This is a genomic window from Novosphingobium sp. PhB55 (assembly GCF_004368805.1).
Lineage (GTDB): Bacteria > Pseudomonadota > Alphaproteobacteria > Sphingomonadales > Sphingomonadaceae > Novosphingobium.
The window spans coordinates 27899-44739 of record NZ_SODQ01000002.1; the positions used below are offsets into that span (position 1 = coordinate 27899).

Genomic DNA, 16841 nt, shown 5'->3' on the forward strand with positions numbered 1-16841 from the left:
CCCTATGGTTAAGCACTCAGTCCGGTTCATTTTCGTTACGTTTCGATAGCCCCCGATAGGCCTGATCACGGTTTGCAGCGGCGGCCGTAGCGGGGATCGAGCGGCGGCTTGGGCGGCGGCTTGGGCGGCGGCTTGGGCGGCGGCTTGGGCGGCGGCTTGGGCGGCGGCTTGGGCGGCGGCTTGGGCGGCGGCTTGGGCGGCGGCTTGGGCGGCGGCTTGGGCGGCGGCTTGGGCGGCGGCTTGGGCGGCGGCTTGGGCGGCGGCTTGGGCGGCGGCTTGGGCGGCGGCTTGGGCGGCGGCTTGGGCGGCCAGAATCGAAGAGGCAGCCCCGTCGCCGGGACTGCCTCTTCTCCCCCACCCCCCTTCGGTCAGAAGGCAGGGGTCGTTCGCGTGCCCGGCCATGGGGTTGTGGGGCGCCGGGCACGCATGACGATCAGTTCGTGCGGCCGCCAAGCCCCCCGAGCAGCGAGCCTACGAGACCGGTGACCGGTGCGAGTGCGGAGCCCAGACCATTGGACGCCCCGGTCCCGGCTCCGGTACCGGCACCCGTTGCCGCACCGGTGACACCGCCCACCAGCGCGTTGACCGCGCCTGTCACCGGAGCGAGCGGCGCCGTGCTTTCGGCCGCGCCGCCGGTCAGGCCGCCGACCACGCCTTGCACCACGCCGGTGACGGCGCCTGTTACCGGGGCCAGGGCGCCGCCCTGATTCGTGCCGCTCAGCAACGTGTCGACCGCGCCTGTCACGGGCGCGAGGGCGGCGCCTGCCCCCGTTCCGCTGCCCGTCAAGCCGCCGACAACGCCGCCAAGTGCGCTGTTGACGGTGCCGAGCAGAGGCGATGTCACACTGTCCACGACGGCCGTCACCGGCGCCACCACTGGCGCAAGGCCGCTGGTCAACTGGTCGACCGCGCCGCCGGCCTGCTCGCCCAGCAGGGCCCCGGCCAGGTTGCCGACAGGTGCAAGTCCGGCAGCCACGCCTTCGGCCGTAGTCGGCAGGCCCAGTTCCGCGATGTTGCCATTGGACAACACACTGGCCGTCACGAGCTGCCCCGTGGTCTGGCCCGCCCCTTCGGCGAGGACATTGAGGCCCACCAGAGTGTCGCCGGTGCTCGCCCCGGTCAGGGCCGTGTTGCCCAGGTCGACACCCAGCAGCGGACCGTCATATGTCCGTGCCGGGCCGCCCGCACCGCCCAGCGAGCCGGTCAGTCCCTCGACGAGACCGCCGACCTGGCCAGTGACAGGGGCCAGCAATCCGGTCTCACCCAGCACGGGCGAGAGCACGCCGTTCACGGTATCGAGCAGCGGCGAGGCGACGCCGTCCACCGTGGAGGTCAGCGTGGCCACCGTCGGCGCCAGTCCGTTGGTGAGCTGCGTCACCGTGGTTCCGGCCTGATCGCCGAGCAGGGCCCCGGCCAACGCACCGACCGGCGCGAGCGCCTGCTGGGTCTGCGCCGCGGTGGTCGGCAGCGTTACCTGCACGGCCTTGCCGTCTCCAGTGAGCAAGTCGACGGCCAGACCGGTGCTGCTGGTGGCGGCGGTATCCGGCGCGACATTGACGTCGATCAGCGTGCTCGAACCGCTCTGGCCGAGCAGGCTGCCACCGCCAACGTTCACGCCCGCAATCGGTCCGGTGAAGCTGGTGCTGCCGCTGGGATCCGTGGGCCCGGTCGGGCTCGTGGGTCCGGTGGGACCAGTCGGGCCGGTCGGTCCCGTCGGGCCTGCGGGGCCGGTAGGACCAGTTGGACCGGTCGGACCTGCCGGGCCGGTGGGGCCTGCTGGACCAGTCGGGCTGGTGGGGCCGGTGGGGCCGGTTGGTCCAGTCGGACCGCTAGGGCCGTCGGGACCGGTGGGGCCAGCGGGACCGGTGGGGCCGCTGGGGTCGGTTGGCCCGGTGGGTCCTGTGGGACCGGTCGGACCGGTCGGACCGGCCGGACCCGTCGGGCCGCTCGGATCCGTCGGACCGGTAGGGCCGCTCGGATTGGTAGGGCCTGTGGGGCCACTGGGATCGGAAGGGCCGCTGGGGCCGGATGGGCCAGTCGGGCCTGTGGGGCTGGTCGGGCCTGTGGGGCTGGTCGGGCCTGTGGGTCCGGTTGGACCGCTTGGGCCCGAGGGCGAGCCACCGCCACCCGCGCCGACGCGGAAGCCGACGCCATCGGCACAGGCGCCCAGGAGAAGAAGCGGGATAGCCGTCGCACAAAGCAGAAGGTGCCTGGCGGATCGGCGCGATTGTTGACGCGGCATCGTGTTAACCTCCATGAAAATGCCCACTGCGTCGGAGCCTAGGCACAGTTCGGGGGCGCTTCGCGGCCAGATGGAACCGGCCTGAAACTGCCGATCCCGGACTTGCGACAGTCCCGCATCGGGAATGAGCAAAGGTGCTGTCGCGCACGGAAAATCGGGCCATTGCGGGGCTGGCGCCACGCAAAGGCCATGCTCATCGTCGGATCGGAGGGGAAGGAAGCACGCAAGGCGCGCAAGTCGGCCAAACCGCTTGCCGAGCGGTTAGAACCGAACAGACTATTGTTTGGAACAGTCTGCCGAAGACGGCGCCCGTCATGGCTGGAGAAAATCTGTCAGCCACGAATTCAACCGCTGCCACCTTCGCAGACCCGCCGGTCAGCCGGCGAATCGGCCCAGCCAGAGGCTGAAAGATTGGGGAGAAATCCCGCACCGCCTGAGGGGTGACGAGATACCTGATCTCCCCCCGTCAGCGCCAACGAGTTGCCCTTCACCGCCGCGAACGGCCAGGGAAGCCTCTATGGCCGGCTCGGTCAGGCGGCCGGCTCTGGCTCTACCGAGAGAAGGCGGCGGCTGTCGATCAGGGCGTCCCGCAAGGTAACGAGCAAGGCGTCGATGTCGGTTTCTTCGGAAACGAGCAGGTCCACGGCCAGCCCTTCCCTTCCGGCCCGGATGCGGCCCACGCGAGCATCGCCGAGAACCAGGGGCCGATCATTGCCGCGCCGGATGTCGCCTTCCTTGGCGGCGTCCTTCAGACGGGCAAGAACGGTGGCGGCCGGGATCATTCGCTCTCCCCCGGCGGCGAGGCGTTGCTGCTCTTCCCCGATCAGGCGTGCGCTGACCAGCAGGCGTTCCCGCTGTTCGGCACGGCGCAGGAGCGGCGTCAGCACTTCGGAATGGCGCACCCGCAGTTCGTCACGCGTGGCGAAGGCATTGACGACTTCGTCCGGCATCTGCGCGAGGGACAGCAGGCGGCTCAACTGGCTGTTCGACAGGTTCAGCGCTTCGGCCATGCGCGATTGCACCCCGCCGTAGAACCTGTCGACCGCATTCTGATAGCTGCGGGCGCGGTCAAGCTCGGTGATGTCTTCCCGCTCGCGATTTTCGATATCCGCGAGGCGAAACGCTTCTTCATCAGTGAGATCGACGATGAGCGCTGTCAGCCGAATCTCCGGCCGGCCATTGTGATTCAGCCAGTCCACCGAGAAGCGACGGCGGCTGCCGACCAGCAATTGATAGGGATGATCGGCGCCGGGTGCATTGTGGCGAACGAGCACGGGAATGCGATTTCCGTCTTCCTGCGCGATCGATTCGATCAGCGAGCGGCAGCTTTCCGCCGAGAGGCCGGGCACATCGCGCGGGTTGCCATCCCAGACGCTGCAATCGGAAGGGCGGATGGAAATCGCCGTGCGGGCCCTGCCGCTGCCCTGCGCAAATCCGGCAAGGCGCTGATCGAGCCGCGACAGCGCTTCACCGTCCACGCCCGCCGCTTCGGCCGGATGAGGTTCGTAGGACAAGGTCGTCAAAATGTCCCGTACAAACCCGCCCATGTCACTCTCCACAACCTCTGACCAAGCCCTTTTCATATCCGCGCTTTTCGCAAAGCGGGTGTTAAACAATGTTCGTATCGGCGGAGTTATGGCACCACTTCGGTGCGGTTACGGTCCCCTGCGCGGCTGCAGGCACTCTCGACGCCCGCCCCGCTGCCTTCGCCGCCCCGGATCAACGCCAGTTGGGGCCTTCGACCCAGGTAACAAGGCTGCGCCGCGTCCCTTCGATGACGGGCAATACGCGGTGCTGAAGGAAGGACGGAAAGATCAGCAGACTGCCACGCGGCGCGAATTGCTCGGCCGGGTTGGCGATCCCGAAGAACTCGAACGCACCGCCGTTGTAGTCGCTGGCGTTGGATAGCTGGACGACGACTGACAGCTTGCGCGCAAAGGGCCGGGTGGATTCGAGCCACACGTCCTGATGCCAATCGTAATGCCCTTTGTTCGTCGCGCGGTATTCCGTGAACTGAAGTTCGTAAGGCGCTTCGATCTCCACGCCGAAGTTCGTGCGGTTGGAGGGGCGGACGAAATCCATGACGCGCGAAACGATGTCCTTCTCGCGCCCGGCGTCCAACCAGCGGACTGTCGAAGTGCGATGCCCAAGATCGCTGCGCAAGTTGCCGGAGAACCCGATCGTTGCGTCCTGTTCCGAATATCCCTCGGCTCGCTTGATGATGGCGTCGCACTCGGCATCGGTGAACGCACTGGTCCAGACTTCCCAAACATTCTTCATCGTCCGTCCCATTCCTTCGACGCGTGAATTTCATGATCCAGTGAAAAGGCTCGTACGGAGAGCGCCGGGCGTTTTGCGTACACGCAAAAGCGCAAATCAGACCGTCCGATTGACGCTGAAGAAGAACCGCGCCTTTTTACTGTAGAACTCTGATGGAGACTTGACAGGTACTGCAATTTGTGCAGTCGCAGTCCAACCCTTGACCGGCGTTACCCGTACCCCGGCACCTGCGGTCGCCAGCGAAAAGTCCTGAGCCGCCAGTCGGTAGGCTGGTCGCTCGTAGCTGTGCGCCAGCGCTCCATCGGTATAGGCAAAGACGGTCAGGCCGCGCGTGGCACCCGCTGGCTTGCCCGCGACGCGCCAGGACAGTTCCAGACTGCCCGCGGCTGCCTTGTCCGAGGTGATGATGCCGATGCGGTAAGCCATGCCCGCGCCCTCGCCGCCCAAGGGGAAGCGCTCGGTGGTCGGCAACCGGTCACCGCTATATTGTCCGCGCAGCGTGGCCTTGACGGAGACGGCCTTGGTCAATTCCTTGATCGCCGTGAGCTGCACGTTGGCCTTGCGGAACGAGGCATCGGAATAGCCCTCGATCGGCCGCGCGCCCAAGGCGTCCAGGCCCTGGCTCAGACTGGTGGAGATGGCATAGCCGCCGGTCTTGTCGATCGACGACCATACCGTGCCGAGCCGCAAAGCCCGCGTCTTGAAACCACCGAACGCCGTATCGAGGAAGTAATTGGTGCTGTTCGTCCCGTCGAGCGAAAGGCTCAGGGAGAGATTGCGGCGATAGGAGCGGATCAGCGGATGCGAGATGGCGATGCCGCCCTGCTTCGCTTCGCCGATGATGTTCAGGTCGCGCGTCTTGGTGCGGACATAGGCGCCGCTGACGCCCAGCGTGGTGCCGTTGGAGCCGATCGGCGTGGCGTGGCTCAGCGAATAGAACTGGTAGCGATCCGGGTTGAACGGCAGGTTCCCCGAGAAGCGCGTGGTATCGCCTTCGCGCAGCACGCCGTTCACCGCGACCGAAAGCTGGGTCTGCACGCCCGTGGTGACATTGACGATGCCGTTGTTGTTGACGTTCAGCGTGACGTCCACTTGCTTGCGGTCCACCTTGAGGTCGAGCGCCAGCTCGCCGGGGGTCGGCGTCTGCTTCAGGCTGGCCTGCACGGTCTGGCCGGGAATGTCGCGCAGCAGGGAAATGGTGCGCTCGATGGTGGACTTGTGAGTCGGCGTCTCGCGCAGGAGGCGCTTCACTTGCGCGTCGATCAGGCGCGTCGGCGTGCTGCGCGTCTTGCCGTCCAGCGTGTAGCGGGTGATGCGCCCCTCCAGCACGCGGACCGTGAGCACGCCGCCGGTGGGCACTTGCTGCGGGATCGACACCGCGAAGAAGGCGATGTCGCTCTGCCCATAAGTAGTGCTGATGGCGTTGGCGATCTTCTGCAGGTTGTCCCGGTTCAACGGGGCGCCGATGAAAGCGGCGACGGCCTTGTCGAGCAGCGGCTTGGGCAGGGTGGAGCCTTCGTATCGCAGGCCGGTCAGCGCGACGCCGGCTCCGCCCGAAGGTGCCGCCGGCGTGGCGACCACCGGGGTTTGCGCCTGGGGCACTTGCGCCGGCGCCGGCGCCCGCGGCACGTCGGGATCCTGGCGGTCGACACGGTCGCGGTCGATGATCGGGGCCTGCGGAGACGGCGCGGCGATCTGCGCCTGCGCGGCCTGGAACGGCATCGACGGAAGCAAGAGGCCCGCCATCAGCAGGCCCAGCTTTCGCGCCAGCCTCCGGGACCGGCTTGGGGGTGAGGGAATTGCCGAAGCCGTCATGGTTCGTGATCGCCTGATGGTGTTTGCGGGGGTGAAGTGTCGGAAGAGCTTTCCCCGCAAGATGAAGAACCTAGACTCGCCCGGCATCCCGAACTGGAGCCGGAGCGGCTGCTTCGAGGCGGTTATGCGGGTTTGCCGGCTGACGGCCGGGGCAGCCCCGTCGCCGGCGCTACGCAAAGCCGGCTTCAGGGCGCGAAAAACGGCGGGGCCGGCAGGAAATCGGTAACCATATCCGGGTTTTCGCCAGGATTGGTCGCGACGATGGCGATCATCGGGATGGATTCATTAACTTTCTGATTTATAGCTATTATCTAAGATTATGAGGGCCGAAGGGACCCCCAAAGACGACCTTGGACAAGTTACGCAAATCGCCGCCAAGTCGGCTCCAACCGGCTGTCCGGCGGGGAAAGGCCCGCAAGGCGCCGGAAAGCGGATATAGGTCGTTTCGGCTACAAATTAGCCCTTGGACGCAGGCGTTGCCCTGCCCGTTCGGCGCCGATCACCGCTCCGGCGGACATGCAAAGTCCATCGCCCGCCCCGGAAATGATAAGCGATCCGTTCATCCCGCGGCGCTATAAGTATAGCAGCCAGTCGCCTCGCCGTCGGCGCTCCCCGGGCAACTACCGAGGGGCTCGACGATTTCAACGAGGTGAAGAGAGAATATCCGCAAAGCGGAATTGGGAGAGAGCCATGACCCCGTCACCGGGCGAAACGTCATCCGCGGAGACGGTGCCTGTCGAAAGCCTGGCGGAGCGGGCCTATGTCGAACTCGTGCGCAGTCTCTACGAGACGATCGCGCAGGCGCTCTACATGCTGGTGATCTTTCTCGTCTGTTTCGTTCTCGTCTACCATTCCAGCGAGGACCGCACGGTTCTGCTGGTCGGCTCGGCCGCGCTGCTCACCTGGATCGCCCGCATCGAGGTGGCCCGGCGCTTCCGGCAACGCGCCTTGACCGGGGTGATCGCCAAGGCCGAGGCGCGGCGGCTCGAAGTGGCTTTTGCCGTTCCCTATGTCGGCTTCGCGATCCTGCTGGGGACTTTCGGCGCGCGGGTCTTCGTCCTGCCGGACCCGCAGGCACACATGCTGGTGATCTGCACCGTCATGGGTTTCTGCGCGGGCGTGGTCACGGGCGTCGGGCGAAGGCCGGCCATCGCCAATCTCTCGATGCTGGCAGCGGCGGGACCGATCGTCGTCACGGCGGCCCTGCACGGCACACCTTTATATATAGGGACGGCCCTGATCACCGCGGCCTATCTGGTCGGCGGGATGCAGGCGCTGAAAATGCGCTTCGAGATCGTCAAGGCGGAGATCGGCAAGCGCCTGCTCTCGGTCTCGCTGGCCCGCAGCGACAGCCTGACCGCCCTGCCCAATCGCCTCGCCTTGCGTGAATACTTCGACGAGAACACGCGCCTCATCTCGTCTTCCGGGCTGATCGCGGTGCATTATCTGGACCTCAACGGCTTCAAGCCGGTGAACGACGATTACGGCCACAGCATAGGCGACATGTTGCTCGCCCTCGTGGCGGACCGGCTGCGCGGGGCGATCCGCAGCGGAGATATCGTCGCCCGCCTCGGCGGAGACGAATTCGCCGTGCTCCAATATGGCCTTCATCGCGGCGAGGAAGCCGAGTTCCTGGCGCAAAGGCTGGTGGCGGCGATCGCCCAGCCCTTCCTGGTGGGCGATCTGACGCTGGCGATCACCGCTTCCATCGGCACCGTCGTGACCAGCAACGGCAGGGAGGATCTGACCGTCTTGCTCGACGAGGCGGACGCCCGGCTCTACCTCGCCAAGCGGGGGCGATTGGAAAGAGTCGCAGGCAAGACCATCAACGGCGCGGACTGGTAGCGGCGTGCGAATCACCTTGTGACATCGCGCGGTAGGTCACTGCGGGCGGCAATTGAATCCTTCCGCCGCTTCGCGGTTTATTGTCGAGACCTTTGCCGCATGGCCGCACTGATCGGACGCAACGCCCCAGAAACCCACAGATAGTCATGCTTTCCCGGATTTTTGCGCTCGACTGAACATCGCCTCAGGCATATACCTGCAAACTCGTTCAAAAGTATTTTGCAGGCGGGACATGCATTCACAAGTCGACCGTATCTCGGAAATGGCGCAAGCCGGAGAGAAGATGATCGAACGGCTGCGGCGCAAGGCCTTCTTGCCCGAAAGCCGCAAGGGCCTCAATGTTCGTTTCGGCATTGCCGAAGCCGCGACACTGCTCGGCTGCTCCACCAACCGAATTCGCATGGCCGAGGACGACGGGCGCCTGCCGCCGCCGCCCGCCGCCGGCAATGGTCGCCGCCTGGGCTATACGGTGGAGGAAATGCTCCACATGCGCGAAGTTCTGGGCGCCTCCCCTGCCCGCGCGCCGCTCGATGTTCCGGCGATGATCGCCGTGCAGAACTTCAAGGGCGGCGTCGGCAAGTCGACGGTCACAACGCACCTCGCGCACTATTTCGCGGTGCAGGGCTACCGCGTGCTCGTCGTCGATTGCGACAGCCAGGCCACCACGACCACGCTGTTCGGCTTCAACCCGCACTTCAACATCACGCGGGAAGAGACGCTCTACCCCTACCTCTCGATCGACCCCACCCAGGCCGACCTGCTCTACGCGGTCAAGCGGACGCCTTGGCCCAATGTCGACCTGATCCCTTCGAACCTCGAACTCTTCGACGTCGAATACGAACTCGCCGCGGCGGGTGCGGATGGTCAGTCGGTGTTGGCTGCACGCTTCCGCAAGCTGAAGCAGGGCCTGATGGATCTGGCGCGCGAATATGACGTGGTGATCCTCGATCCGCCGCCGGCGCTGGGCACGATCTCGCTCGCAGTGATGCAGGCGGCCAATGCGCTGCTCGTGCCGCTGGCCGCCACCACGCCCGACTTCTGTTCGACGGTGCAGTTCCTCTCGATGATGGACCAGGTGCTCGAACAGCTGGTGGGCGCGGGCATCTCGGTGGACTATTCCTTCGTGCGCCTGATCTGCTCGAAGTTCGACGGCAACGATCCCAGCCACGAGATGGTCCGCTCCATCATGGAGCAGACGTTCGGCCCGGCCCTGCTGCCGGTGCCGATCCTGGAAAGTGCCGAGATCAGCCATGCCGCCTTGCGCATGATGACCGTCTACGAGCTGGAAAAGGCCATCGGCACACCGCGGACGCACAAGCGCTGCAAGGCCAATCTCGACGAGGCCCTGGGCCAGATCGAACAACTGGTACGCACCGGATGGGGCCGCTCGCAGCGGGTGGACGAGGACTTGCTGGTCAATGGCTAAGCTCCTCGCAACGGACGAAAAAACGTTTTCCTACAAGGAATTTGTTCGTCATATGTTCCGGCGCGATTCTCGCCCTTCTTCTCGCCAGCTATCTTTGAGGTAAGCCATGGCCCGCAAGCAATCCGACTATCTCGCCGCCCTGCTTTCCGACGACGACCTGAACCTGGATGACGACATGGCGCCCGCCGCCAATGTCGCGGCCGAGGACGGCTCGTCCCCTGCGCAATCGGCCCTGTCCGCATCCGGGCAGGTATCCGGGCACACAGGTGGCCTGGAAGGCAGGCCCCGCACCGAAAGGACGCGCGGCACCACGCTGCTGGGGCGCGAGAGTGCCCTCGCCCGTGTCGCCACCGGCGAAGTGCGGCAGGTCACTCAGCTCCTGCTCGATCCGGCACGCGTGCGGATCTGGCCGGGCAATGCCCGTTCCTATGCCCACCTCTCGGAAGAGTCCTGCCAGGAACTGATCGATTCGATCATCGCCGAAGGGGGACAGAAAGTCCCTGCCGTCGTGCGCCGGGTCGAAGGCGATGCCGATCACGACTACGAAGTGATCGCCGGCACCCGCCGCCACTGGTCGATCTCCTGGCTGCGCGGCCATTCCTATCCGGACATGCAGTTCGTGGCGCAAGTCGCCCAACTGGATGACGAAGCCGCGTTCCGTCTGGCCGACCTCGAAAACCGCGCACGCAAGGACGTCTCCGACCTCGAACGGGCCCGCAATTACGCCCAGGCCTTGCGCGACCACTACGGCAACCACATGACCCGCATGGCCGAACGGCTGAAGCTCTCCAAGGGCTGGCTGTCGAAGATGCTCAAGGTCGCCGCCATTCCCGACGCGGTGCTCTCGGCTTTCGCTTCGCCGGCCGACGTGCAGCTCAAGCCCGCCTATCCGCTGGCCCAGTTGCTCGACGATAAGGACAAGGCCGCCGCCGTGCGCAAGGAAGCGGCGCGCCTCGCGCGTGACCAAGCCGGTCGCCGCGCCGATGGACGCCCTACCCTTCCCGCCGCGGACGTCCTCAAAGCCCTGCTCTCGGCGCCCGACGCCGAGCGGGTGAAGCCGGATCCGATGGTCGTCGTATCGCGCCACGGCCGTACGATGGCCTCGGTCCAGACCAGCAACCGCCAGGGCGTGACGCTCCGCCTCCACGCGGGTTCGGGCGCAAGCCGCGACGAAGTGGTCAATGCCGTGCGCAACCTGCTCATCCAGCTCGATGGCGAGGGACGCGGGCTGCAGACATGACACCGGGAGGGAAGACGGCGGCCTGGCTTTTCGAGAACGTCGAAACGGCCCCCCTCTTCCCTCCATTGCCGGAAGACGGATCGAAAAGCAGGGGCGCCACCCCTGCTTTTTTCATGTCCGCACCCGCTGCGCTTTCGGTGTTTCCCCGGGGAAACACCCCCTGCCCTCGCCGCCGGTTCGGAGCCGAGGAGCCATTGCGGGTCCGGACTCGCTCACAGGCCGCCGCACAAGCGCCCGAAACCACGCACAAGTTCTGCACAAGCAAGCGTTCCGGCCATTTGCCCAGCCCCGCGCGCGCCGCCATTATGCCGGGAATCACCCGAATCCGCCGATTCTTGTTTCCCCGGGGAAACAGGGAAACGCCGTGTCCGGGTCAACCTGTGTCCACCGTCCTGACTTCGGAATGAGATAATGAGTCGCCCACGCAAAGAGACGGCCTCTGAACAGTTCGACCTGTTCCTTCCGTATATCGCGGACCTGCCGATGCGCGACCAGCGCGAGATGATGGAGCGTCCCTTCTTCAGCCTCGCCAAGTCCAAGCGCGTCAAGCCGATCGATTACACCAGCCCCGACAGCAAGCTCTGGGTCCACGTCTCGGCCAACCCGGACTACGGCATGGCCACGATCTGGGATGCCGACATCCTGATCTACTGCGCCAGCATGCTCGCCGACATGGCGCGCCGCGGCGTCAACGATGTGCCGCGCAAGCTGCACCTCATGCCTTATGACCTGCTGCGCGCCATTGGCCGGCCGACCACGGGCCGCGCCTACGAATTGCTCAGCCAGGCGCTCGATCGGCTCGTGGCCACGACGATCAAGACCAACATCCGTGCCGAGAACCGCCGCGAAGCGACCTTCTCCTGGCTCGATGGCTGGACCCAGCTGGTGGACGAGCGCACCGAACGCTCGCGCGGCATGACCATCGAACTGTCGAACTGGTTCTGGGAAGGCGTGATGATGAAGGGCGGCGTGCTCTCCATCGATCGGGCTTATTTCGACATCACCGGCGGCCGCGAACGCTGGCTCTACAAAGTCGCACGCAAGCACGCCGGCGGCGCGGGCGAGGGCGGCTTTGCGATTTCCATGCCGGTGCTCTTCGAGAAATCCGGCGCGGAAGGACAATACCGCCGCTTCAAGTTCGAGATGCTGAAACTGGTCGAGAAGGACGACCTTCCCGGCTACGCGCTGTCGCTGGAAACCGCGCGCGACGGTGAGCCGATGATCCGCATGCGCCGCGTCGACGGCAAGGGCGGCGCGGAAAAAGGACTGCCTGCCAGTCCCGCTGCGAACGAAGACGAGATGGAACAGGCCATCGATCGCGCCTTCGCCACCCCTCGCGCGCCCCTGCCAACCGAGGCGGCGACGCCTCCCAAGGCCCCTGCCCGTCCCCGCAAGGTCACCACGACAGCCGCCGCCCGCACCGCCGTTTCCCCGGGGAAACCGGCCGCATCCCAAGCTGTCTCGGCAACGTCTCCGGCCGCCCGCCCGGGCGCGCCGAATGAACCCGTCGTCGACGCCAGCCAGCTCATCCGCCGCACCGTCATCGGCCTGTCCGAAGCCGCAACGCGCGGTTTCATGACCGACGAGACCATCGACCACTTGCGCCGCACGTGCCCGGGCTGGGACCTCCACGCCCTGCATGCGGAGTTCGAACGCTGGATCGCCGCCTCTCCCGACCGCACCCCCGCCGACTGGCAGCGCGCCTTCGTGGGCTGGGTCAAGCGCCACCACGAAAAGCACGGTCGCAACTTGCGGGGCTGACCGCTCCCCGATCCTGCCGAAGACCTCAGACCGAAGGCCCCGAAGCGACAACCGCTTCGGGGCCTTTCTCTTTGCCCATTCCGGCACCAGCTCTGGCCCAGCATCGCTGCGCGCTCCCCGTCTCTGCGTCCTGGACACGCCCTATTCGGCAAAGCGCGGATGTGGCGGCAGGCGCCCCTCCTTCATTTCAACGCCAACCGCGATTGCACCCAAGTAGAGGGAGGGCGATGAAGCGGCCCGAGGACCTCTCTCGGTGGAGAAAGGAAACTCGCAATTCCCAGTCGCCATAGGCCCGTTTGCGCAGGTCATCCTGGCGCCCGCAAGCGCCCGTTCTCAACGCGTCCCCTCTTCTCGCGTCTGTCTCTGGTCGTTCGCCGATCGGGCCGTTCCCGAAGTGTCGCGTCTGGAGGTGAAGCGAAGCGGCAACGCGACGAAGGCTGGTGCGAGAGCGGCGCGATTGAACCTTTCCACACCGACCCCTTTGGAAAGTGATTCAAATATCCGGCGGAAATTCAGGCCTTCGACACACCGGGAACGCCCAAACCGCATGTTTCGACCCTTCGGGAACAGCACGTCGACCTTTCAGGAACACGCGTTCGACCTTTCGGGAACAGGTCCTACGACACTTCAGGAACGAAGCAACGACACTTCGGGAATGGCCCGAAAATGCGAATCGCGGGACTCGCGGCGCTACAGCGCAGATCCCGGCGGTCTAACTTCTTCTAACAGAATCCCTCTAAACACCTTTCTAACCGCTCCGCACGAAGTTTGCCTTTGGAGGGAAATGGGGGAGGGGGCTGCGCCGGGTTGAAAAGGGGTGCCAAGAGTGCGGGCCTTTTCCGCCGCCGCCTCGCGTCCAGAGCCACTTCGCATGAAACCGCGAGGCAGCCGCATTTGCCGGCCGCGGAAACCCGAGTTGAATCAATTTCCGGACCTTGAGGCGGATATTGATTCAAACCGCAGCGCCCGAGGTCCCGTTACGCGTCTGGCATGTCAAATTTTTGCCCTGAGAAGCCCGTAGAGCGCTTTCAGGTCCTTGGTGGACCCTTACCCTACCCCGGGCCTGTTTCAGCGCTCTACGAAGGCCGCTCTCAGGGCGCTGGAAAACCGCGATTTTCCGCGAAAATTCGTGCGAAGGCCGCTGAAATCGGTCCGGAGGGCTGTTTTTCGCCCCGGTCCTCCAGAATTCGGCCGAGGTCAGGTGAACCTGCAACCCCGCCGACAAATTCGTCACCGTCGCGCGGAGAGGCGAGGAGACGAACAACCCGGGTCATCTCTTCTGGGCGGTGACCGTTTGCCTTGCGCCGCGTCTGGATCGACAGAGGCCGTTAAGCCGGGCGCCCTCCAGGCCATAGGTGGCGATTGCAATGAGCGCCGCAGTCGACCGAGGGCATGATCACTCGTCGGCGTCAGTCGTTAGCATCTCTGGAGGCGGTGCGGTTCAGCAGGTCCTCGATGGCGCGCATGGAGGCTTCGTAGTCGTCGATGGCCTCGCGCGAGGGGGTGAACTTCTCCTGCGCCGGTGGCGGTGCGGGCGCTTCGGGTTCCCAAGGCAGGTAGGTGTGGACGCGCGCGGCGTTGCGCGAAACATGGGTCTCGATGAGGCCGGCTTCGCTCAAGGTGGTGGTGAGGACGCGGACGCCGGGGCGCGAGACGCCGATCAGGGCTTCGATCTGCACGCCGCGCAGCGGGCCGAACCCGGCGAGATAGCCGGCCAGTTCCCGCGCGCGGCCGGAACTGCGACGGTCGTGCAAGCCTGCCGAGATGCGCGCGCCGTCGCGTTCGGCTTCGGTCAGCCAGCGATCGATCCGCGAGAAGGCGCCGTGCAGGGCGGCAATTGCCTCCTGGGCAACGTCAGGGTCATCGCTATCGGGAAGTCCCGCGGGCAGCACCACGAGGCCCGGTAGAGGCAGCGCGGCAGGTAGCCCGTGCCGCGGCGAGAGGTAGCGCCCGGCGAGGATGTCTAACGCCCAGCCTGCATGGCCGGTAGGGCGCTGTTCCATGGCCATGCCGCGAACCAGAGCGAGGCTTGGTATCTGGCGGGCGAAGTGCGGCGAGCGGGCCGCAGCGGCGAACAGGCGGGCGGCGGCGTGAAAGGGGAGGGCGTCCTCCGGGCTGTCGATGGCGGCGATCAGCGCGTGTGCCGCCTGGACCGCGGTATGGGCGTCCTCGTGCTCGGTTCCGAGGTGGACGTCGCTGGGGGCGAGGAAGCCCCGCAGAAGGGCTTCGGCGGCCAGGGCGAGGGGAGGCCAGGGATTGTGCCGGAATTCGGTTAGAATGGCTTGGCAGAGGGCCTTGGGAGGGCGTAAACTGGCGGGCGAGCCCTCCGAAAGCGTGTCCAGCCCGGCAAACCAGGTGAAGAAACGGCTTTCGGTGAATTCGTGGCCTTCCTGTCGAAGCGCGGTCAGGAGGCTTTCGCGGATCGACCGGGCGGCCAGAACCGGCAGGGCGGCGTCACTGGCCCGCGAAATGCCGATCTGGATGCGGCCCAGAAGCAGGGCGCAGAGCGTGATCGGGGCGGGTTCTAGGGGGTCTGATGGATCCGGCTGCATAAAACGCCCTTGAAACAACGGACTGCACCAAGTGAAACTTAAATCAAGTTAGCTTTTCACCTGCAGGTGTCAACAATCGCCTCACTATCGATAATCGAAATGTGTGGTACAGTCGAGGCGCGTAAGGCAGGCGCGATCCTCGGGCGCGCAGCGGTCGGACGCGCCGTTAACTGCGGTAAGGAAGCGGCGCTCGATGCCGCTCGCCACCTTGCCGACAGGGTCGCTGGCGGCGGAATTCCGCCCTTTTTTGGGGGGACGCATAGAAGGAGTGTGGGTGCCATTACAGCGCACGGGCGAGGTGAGCAGGTTGTAGCGATGGAAGAGGGCGGGCTGAATTCGGGCGCTCGGCCGCCGGAGAAGCATGACTTGCATCAGGCCGGCAAAGGCGATCGCGCCGCCATTCGTGCCGCCGGAATGTCGGCGGCGGGCAGCGGGGAGGACGATGCGATCGTCACCGTCCATGCGGCCGGAAGGCAGTCTCTACCCCAGCGCCGGGCTGGTGGCGCCATCGATCGCAATGCTCAGCTCCTGGCGCTTGTCGGCAGTCTGTTGGCATCGGACCACGCCCTGGATGCTGCGGCCTTCCGCGCTGCCATCGCTCACCGGGCCGCGGCGAGCGTGAAGGCGCTGGCGAGCGATCTTGACGATTACGCCACCTTTTGCCGGGAACGGCGCCTGACCGGGCTTCCGGCCGGTGAGGTGCGTCTGGTGCGCTATATCGAGGACTGCGAAGCACGGGGGCTCAAGCCCGCCACGGCAGCGCGGCGGTTGGCCTCGCTGGGGGCGGTTCACGAGATGCTGGGATGCGCCAATCCCGCGCTGGCCGACAGGGTGCGGGGTACCTTGCTGGCGATGAAAGGGCGCGCCAAGGCCGGGCAGCGGCAGCTGGCGGCGCTCCGTTCCGGCGACGGGGGTGAGGGGGCGGGGCAGGGCAGGGCGATCACGCTGGCGGTGCTCTTGGCGGCCTGCGAGGCCGATCCGCCGGGCCTGAGGGATGCAGCGCTGTTGTCTCTGGGCAGCGATTGCGGACTGCGGGTTTGCCAACTCGTCGCCTTGACGCTGAGCGATCTTGCGCTGGAGGCGGAGGAATTGCGCATTCCCCCTCGGAAAGGCGGCGAGACGGTGCGCGTGGTTCCCCTGTCGGCCGATACCTTGCGGCGGCTCCGTGCCTGGATCGCGGCAGCGGATCTGCGCGATGGCCCGCTGTTTCGCCGGGTGGCGGTGCGGCGGGTCAAGGCGCGCAGCGGCGCCGATGCCGTGCCGCTGCGCAAGCTGGCGTGGAACCACCGGCAGGGCGAGGGCCGTCTTGGCGCCCGCACGGCGCGGCCCGCGCGCGTCGATTATGCCATCGGCGAGCAGGCGCTGACGGCAGCGGCGGTGCGCGCGATCGTCAAGGGCAGGGCCCGCCGCGCGGCGGAGCGGGGGCTGGTGGCATTGGACGGTGCAGCACTGGAAGCGGCGATAGCGGGCCTGAGCGGCGGATCGATGCGGCTCGGCTTTCGCGAGGACCGCTCGGCCGAAGAGGAGCCGACGCGATGAGCGATCCTGCGTCCTGAAGCTTGAGCTCTCCGTGACTCCGCCGCGTGTTGGAAGGCTCCAACCGGGCTGGCGATGATCCCGAGGATACCGGGCTGGCGAAACTCGGACGCCGGCATGGGCGCGATCCGCGAATTCGCGTCA

Annotated in this window: 11 protein-coding genes; 6 read left to right on the forward strand and 5 right to left on the reverse strand. The window is 66.2% G+C overall.

Features of this window, described 5'->3' with window-relative positions; genetic code table 11:
• Nucleotides 1-433: 433 nt before the first annotated feature.
• The 4 genes from EDF57_RS04730 to EDF57_RS04750 form a co-directional block, all read right to left on the reverse strand.
• Nucleotides 434-1615 (reverse strand): hypothetical protein, encoded by a 1182-nt coding sequence (locus EDF57_RS04730; protein WP_134093293.1) that lies wholly within the window; start codon nt 1613-1615, stop codon nt 434-436.
• A gap of 1157 nt (nt 1616-2772) precedes the next feature.
• Nucleotides 2773-3789, reverse strand: coding sequence for a ParB/RepB/Spo0J family partition protein (locus EDF57_RS04740; protein ID WP_132267803.1), 1017 nt, complete (start codon nt 3787-3789; stop codon nt 2773-2775).
• A 172-nt stretch (nt 3790-3961) separates the two neighbouring features.
• The gene (locus EDF57_RS04745; RefSeq protein WP_134093294.1) at nt 3962-4522 is read right to left on the reverse strand and encodes a 2OG-Fe(II) oxygenase; all 561 of its coding nucleotides are present in this window, start codon (nt 4520-4522) and stop codon (nt 3962-3964) included.
• Nucleotides 4523-4618: 96 nt separating this feature from the next.
• Entirely contained in the window at nt 4619-6337 is a 1719-nt protein-coding gene (locus tag EDF57_RS04750; RefSeq protein ID WP_243840880.1) for a ShlB/FhaC/HecB family hemolysin secretion/activation protein, read from the reverse strand.
• A 36-nt stretch (nt 6338-6373) separates the two neighbouring features.
• On the opposite strand from EDF57_RS04750, the gene EDF57_RS04755 reads away from it, so the two are divergent.
• The 5 genes from EDF57_RS04755 to EDF57_RS04775 all read left to right on the forward strand — a co-directional run bounded on the left by EDF57_RS04755 (nt 6374) and on the right by EDF57_RS04775 (nt 12609).
• Nucleotides 6374-6634, forward strand: coding sequence for a hypothetical protein (locus tag EDF57_RS04755; RefSeq protein WP_134093295.1), 261 nt, complete (start codon nt 6374-6376; stop codon nt 6632-6634).
• A 393-nt stretch (nt 6635-7027) separates the two neighbouring features.
• The gene (locus tag EDF57_RS04760; protein ID WP_134093296.1) at nt 7028-8182 is read left to right on the forward strand and encodes a diguanylate cyclase; all 1155 of its coding nucleotides are present in this window, start codon (nt 7028-7030) and stop codon (nt 8180-8182) included.
• Between the two features lie 232 nt (nt 8183-8414).
• Nucleotides 8415-9608, forward strand: coding sequence for an AAA family ATPase (locus EDF57_RS04765; protein WP_132267795.1), 1194 nt, complete (start codon nt 8415-8417; stop codon nt 9606-9608).
• A gap of 106 nt (nt 9609-9714) precedes the next feature.
• Nucleotides 9715-10848 carry a ParB/RepB/Spo0J family partition protein gene (locus tag EDF57_RS04770; protein WP_134093297.1) on the forward strand — a complete coding sequence of 378 codons (1134 nt, stop codon included), beginning with the start codon at nt 9715-9717 and terminating at the stop codon, nt 10846-10848.
• Nucleotides 10849-11259: 411 nt separating this feature from the next.
• Nucleotides 11260-12609, forward strand: a complete 1350-nt coding sequence (locus EDF57_RS04775) for a replication initiator protein A (RefSeq protein WP_134093298.1) — start codon at nt 11260-11262, stop codon at nt 12607-12609.
• A gap of 1409 nt (nt 12610-14018) precedes the next feature.
• Here the strand turns inward: EDF57_RS04775 and EDF57_RS04780 are convergent.
• Nucleotides 14019-15161 (reverse strand): hypothetical protein, encoded by a 1143-nt coding sequence (locus EDF57_RS04780; protein ID WP_134093299.1) that lies wholly within the window; start codon nt 15159-15161, stop codon nt 14019-14021.
• Nucleotides 15162-15431: 270 nt separating this feature from the next.
• Here EDF57_RS04780 and EDF57_RS04785 point away from each other — a divergent pair, with 270 nt between their 5' ends.
• Nucleotides 15432-16700 (forward strand): tyrosine-type recombinase/integrase, encoded by a 1269-nt coding sequence (locus EDF57_RS04785; RefSeq protein ID WP_166675178.1) that lies wholly within the window; start codon nt 15432-15434, stop codon nt 16698-16700.
• The last annotated feature ends 141 nt before the right edge of the window (nt 16701-16841 follow it).